Genomic DNA, 5,076 nt, shown 5'->3' with positions numbered 1-5,076 from the left:
TGTCACCGGCTCTATGTTTGTCTTAGGCATCAGTTCGTACTATTTACTCAAAGGCCGGGATATACTTTTTGCACGCCGCTCATTTGCGGTGGCATCGGGCTTTGGATTGGCGTCGATTTTATCCGTTATCGTTCTGGGTGACGAAAGTGGTTACGAGTTAGGAGCAGTTCAGCGCGTTAAACTGGCAGCTATTGAAGCTGAATGGGAAACTCATGAACCACCAGCGGCATTTACTATTTTTGGCCTGCCCGACCAGGAAGCGCAACGCACAGACTATGCAGTGAAAATACCCTGGGTGATGGGTCTCATTGCAACTCGCTCTGTTGATGAGCCGGTCATAGGACTAAAGGATTTAATTGCACAAAATGAAATTCGTATCCGGTCAGGCATGATCGCTTACGAATATTTACAAAAACTGCGTAGCGGAGATTTATCCGATGCATCCAAACAGTCCTTTGAAAACCACAAAGACGATTTAGGTTATGGCCTGTTGCTGAAACGCTATACCGAAAATGTCGTCGATGCCAGTGAAGAACAGATTAAACTTGCGGCACAGAACGCGATACCAAAAGTGGCGCCCATGTTCTGGGTATTTCGACTGATGGTTGGCGCCGGTTTTCTCATGTTATTCATCTTTGCCGCATCCTTTTATTACTGTGCGAAACGAATTGCTGATCAGAAACGCTGGTTGTTGAAACTGGCACTGTATAGCATTCCATTGCCCTGGTTAGCCGCAGAAGCGGGTTGGTTTGTCGCAGAATATGGCCGTCAACCATGGGCCATCGGTGAAATACTTCCTACCTCATTAGCAACATCCAGTTTGGGAACCGGGGACCTGATTTTCAGCCTGTCAGGCTTCATTGGTTTCTACACACTGCTACTGATCGCCGAGCTGTATTTAATGTTCAAATACAGCCGCCTTGGCCCGAGTAGTTTGCATACGGGTCGCTACGACCTGGAACGCACTGTTGCTACTGGTGGCAGTGAACCTGCTCCACAACCCCTGCAAAAACTGGATTAAGGAGTCACTAACATGATATTCGATTATGAAACGCTAAAAATTATCTGGTGGATCTTCGTAGGGGTACTGCTGATTGGTTTTGCCATCACAGATGGTTTCGATCTTGGTGTGGGTACATTATTACCGTTTATTGGCAAAACCGACAAACAACGCCGCGTCATCATTAATTCCATCGGACCAACCTGGGATGGTAACCAGGTCTGGTTTATTACCGCGGGTGGCGCAGTGTTTGCCGCCTGGCCGGTAGTCTATGCCGCAGCTTTTTCCGGATTTTATATCGCGTTATTGCTGGTCTTGTTTGCATTATTTTTTCGGCCAGTCGGATTTGACTACCGCAGTAAAGTTGAAGACCCTCGTTGGCGTACTGCCTGGGACTGGGGATTGTTTGCAGGCGGCACCGTACCGGCTTTGGTATTTGGCGTTGCTTTCGGAAATTTACTGTTAGGCGTTCCCTTTCATTATGATGATACATTGCGCCCTACCTACACCGGATCCTTCTTTGCACTGCTTAATCCATTTGCCTTATTGACAGGTTTGGTAAGCCTCTCCATGCTGGTCATGCATGGCGCCATCTATCTGCAATTGAAAACTGAAGCAGAAATTCAACAACGCGCACAAAAAGCAGCGATGTTATTTGGCATTATAGCTTTGGTAACTTTTTCATTGGCCGGAGTCTGGATTGCCACAGGTATCACAGGTTATGTTATCACCGATATGCCTCCAGCGGGAGCAACACCGAACATTCTGGGGAAAGTAGTAGAACAGCAACCTTCCGCATGGCTGAACAACTACGGTATCTATCCATGGACTATTATTGCCCCGTTAATAGCATATCTTGGTATTGGAGCGGCAATCTTTTTATCCCGCATCGGTAAAGCGGGTTGGGCGTTTGTATTGAGCAGCCTGGGCCTGGCAGGCATTATCCTGACGGCTGGTTTCTCCATGTTCCCATTTATTATGCCTTCTTCATCTGATTTCGGCAGTAGCTTAACGATATGGGATGCAACATCCAGTCATCTGACTTTAACTTTAATGTTCTGGGCGGTATTGATTTTCCTGCCGATTGTTCTGGCGTATACCACCTGGGTTTATCGTGTAATGCGAGGCAAAGTCACAGAACAACAGGTTGAAGACAATCAACATTCTATGTACTGATTCAGGAGATCAATGATGTGGTATTTTTCGTGGATATTAGGTGTATTGCTGGCGGTGTCCTTTGGCATTATCAATGTACTTTGGCTGGAATCTGAAAAATGCCTGGATGATCAGTAAACTGAACAGGATTGTTGTTTCAAGCAACAAATTCGAATACTAATACGGGTAGCGGCAAACCTTTCCCCTGCCCTTTCTTAAATATGGCGCTTGAATAGCGCACGGCATCCCCTTGTCAGTATGGGATTATGATAACCTGGTAGTAATGATAAACTTTGTGATTAATAGACAGCTTCTTGACAATAGCGGTTATTTGCAGGCCAGGTAGCCTCCATGTTCATTTTTTATTGATCAGGATTGCAAAGATCATGTTGAGGATCACCAATATAACCCGTCTCCAATGTCGGCATTATCCAGTAACGTATGGCCGTGTTGTGGAAATTATTTTGTAACTCTTGCTGAATCGATTTAGCATCTTCATGAGTCAGCTGTATGTGGAATTTTGTTTTCGGAAGATGTCCTACTACTTGCTGGGATAATTCCAGTTCATCCTGCGGCATGCCGTAGCATTGAATATGTTGCGTACTGAAAATAATATCCCGCCGGTAATTGAGCAGCCAGTCAACTAACGCCTGTTCAACGGATATTGGTGCAATTAATACTAATACACACTGGTTCATGAAGGCCTCCGCAGTGTCTTAAATCCGTACTTCTCATATAAAATCGGCAATAATATAAGAGTCAACAACGTAGAGGTGACCAGGCCGCCAATAACAACAATAGCCAATGGTTTCTGGATTTCCGAGCCTGGTCCGGACGCATACAATAATGGGAACAAACCGAACGCCGTCGTAAAAGCAGTCATCATTACCGGTCGCAGCCTCCTTTGCGCCCCTTCTTTCAGGATTTTCTGCAGTGGCATACCCATTGAAGCAAGCTGGTTAAAATAACTGATCATCACCACACCGTTCAATACTGCAATACCGAGTAATGCAATAAAACCTACTGATGCTGGCACTGACAAATACTGTCCGGAAATCCACAAGGCCAGAACACCGCCAATGAGCGCAAAGGGAATATTAGTTAGTATTAACAGCGCCTGGGGAACAGAACGAAATGTTGTGAACAGCAGCAGGAAAATTAGCCCTAGTGCGATAGGTATCACAATAGTCAACCGCTGCGCAGCTCGTTGCTGGTTTTCAAATTGCCCGCCCCATTGCACGTAATATCCCTGTGGTAATTGCACTTGCTGCTGCACTTTTTGTTTTGCTTCTTCCACAAATCCCACCAGGTCACGATCGCGAACATTGGCAATGACTACTGAAAACCTTGCACCTTGTTCTCTACCTACCTGCACAGGTCCTTCAATCCGGTTTATTTGCGCCACGGTCGTGAGTGGCAGCAGTTTACCATCCGCCATAGTAAGATAAAGGTTAACGAAATCATCGGGAGCTCGGCGCAGTTCAGGTGCACCACGTACTATTAATGGGGTTCGTCTTACACCAGTGTATACTGTACCAACCTGTTTACCTTCCACGTGAATGCGTAATTCATCCTCCAGCTCATCAATGGAAAAACCATACCGTCCGGCCGCCACCCGGTTAATACTAACTTTTAAATACTGCACTCCTTCGTTTTGCGTAAAATAAACATCTTCGCTTCCATCAATAGCTTCGACAACAGCGGCAATTTCAGTTGCTTTTTTGTTAAGTTGAGATAAATCGGGACCAAACAACTTGATCGCCACATCACCACGAACGCCGGTCAACATTTCCGAAACACGCATTTCTATAGGCTGAGTAAACGCGTATGCAACACCCGGGAATCCATCCAGCACCAGTCTGAGCTTATCAACCAGTGCATCTTTATCAGATACAGACCATTGCCCAGGTGGCTTAAGCACTAAAAACATATCCGTCTGGTTCAGGCCCATGGGATCCAGCCCTATCTCATCGGAACCGGTACGAGCCACAATACGCGTCACTTCATCAACCTCGTTTAATATGGCCTGTTGTACTCGGGCATCTATCGCTATGGACTCTTCCAGGTTAATGGATGGTAGTTTCTCCAGTTGCACAATAATATTGCCTTCATCTAAAGTAGGCATAAAAGTTTTTCCCACTAATAAAAATATGCCAAAGCTAATTACTAGTGTCACCAGGGCACTAACCGTTACGATGTGTCTGTGCTTTAAACTCCATTCCAGTACTGGCTGATACCCTTTATGTAAAAGCTTTACCAGCCAGGGTTCCTTTAGTGTTGCAGTTTTTACCAATATTGAAGCAAATACCGGTATAACAGTGAGAGAAAGCACAATAGAGCTCGCAAGCGCAAAAATAATAGTCAGTGCCACGGGTGCAAAAAGCTTTCCTTCCAGTCCCTGCAATGTCAGCAAAGGTAAAAATACAATGATGATAATCAGTACGCCTGATACCACTGGCACTGCGACCTCTTTAGCCGCCCTGTTAATGATATGCAACTTTGGCATGCGGCTATCGGTAGTTTTCTCCAGGTTAGAAACAACATTTTCAACCACCACCACTGCGCCATCCACCAGCATACCAATAGCGATCGCTAATCCGCCCAGGCTCATTAAGTTTGCGGATAAATCAAACCAGCGCATGAGAATAAAAGTACTTAACGCCGCAAGCGGTAAAATCAGCGCGACAGTGAGCGCGGCCCGTAAATTCCCTAATAACACTACCAGCAATATCACCACCAGAACGATTGCCTGGGTTAACGCATTGGTCACGGTGTTTACTGCTCTATCCACCAACTGGCTGCGATTGTAAAACACTTCAATTCGTACACCCTTTGGTAAAGAAGGCTGCAATTCCGTCAGTTTATTCTCTACATTAATGACTACCTGTTGTGCATTAGCGCCACGCAAACCAAGGATTAGA

The 5,076-nt window shown here is 45.7% G+C and carries 5 protein-coding genes; 3 read left to right on the top strand and 2 right to left on the bottom strand.

All coding sequences use genetic code 11. From position 1 onward, the window contains the following. From ACWVCM_RS14040 to cydX, 3 genes are all read left to right on the top strand, one after another. The coding region (locus ACWVCM_RS14040; protein ID WP_455202389.1) for a cytochrome ubiquinol oxidase subunit I at positions 1-1,021 on the top strand (1,021 nt) is incomplete at its 5' end. Positions 1,022-1,033: 12 nt separating this feature from the next. Beyond that, on the top strand, positions 1,034-2,176 hold the full coding sequence (gene cydB, locus ACWVCM_RS14035) for a cytochrome d ubiquinol oxidase subunit II (protein WP_455202388.1): 1,143 nt from the start codon (positions 1,034-1,036) through the stop codon (positions 2,174-2,176). 15 nt (positions 2,177-2,191) lie between these two features. Continuing rightward, positions 2,192-2,293, top strand: coding sequence for a cytochrome bd-I oxidase subunit CydX (gene cydX, locus ACWVCM_RS14030; RefSeq protein WP_455202387.1), 102 nt, complete (start codon positions 2,192-2,194; stop codon positions 2,291-2,293). A gap of 224 nt (positions 2,294-2,517) precedes the next feature. Here cydX and ACWVCM_RS14025 read toward each other — a convergent pair whose 3' ends face one another. Then, positions 2,518-2,853 carry a DUF3240 family protein gene (locus ACWVCM_RS14025; RefSeq protein ID WP_455202386.1) on the bottom strand — a complete coding sequence of 112 codons (336 nt, stop codon included), beginning with the start codon at positions 2,851-2,853 and terminating at the stop codon, positions 2,518-2,520. After that, on the bottom strand, positions 2,850-5,076 hold a 2,227-nt coding region (locus tag ACWVCM_RS14020; RefSeq protein WP_455202385.1), incomplete at its 5' end, for an efflux RND transporter permease subunit. The genes ACWVCM_RS14020 and ACWVCM_RS14025, both read right to left, overlap by 4 nt.

It is taken from the genome of Kaarinaea lacus, assembly GCF_975902315.1.
This window is presented reverse-complemented; position numbering and strand designations above follow the sequence as displayed.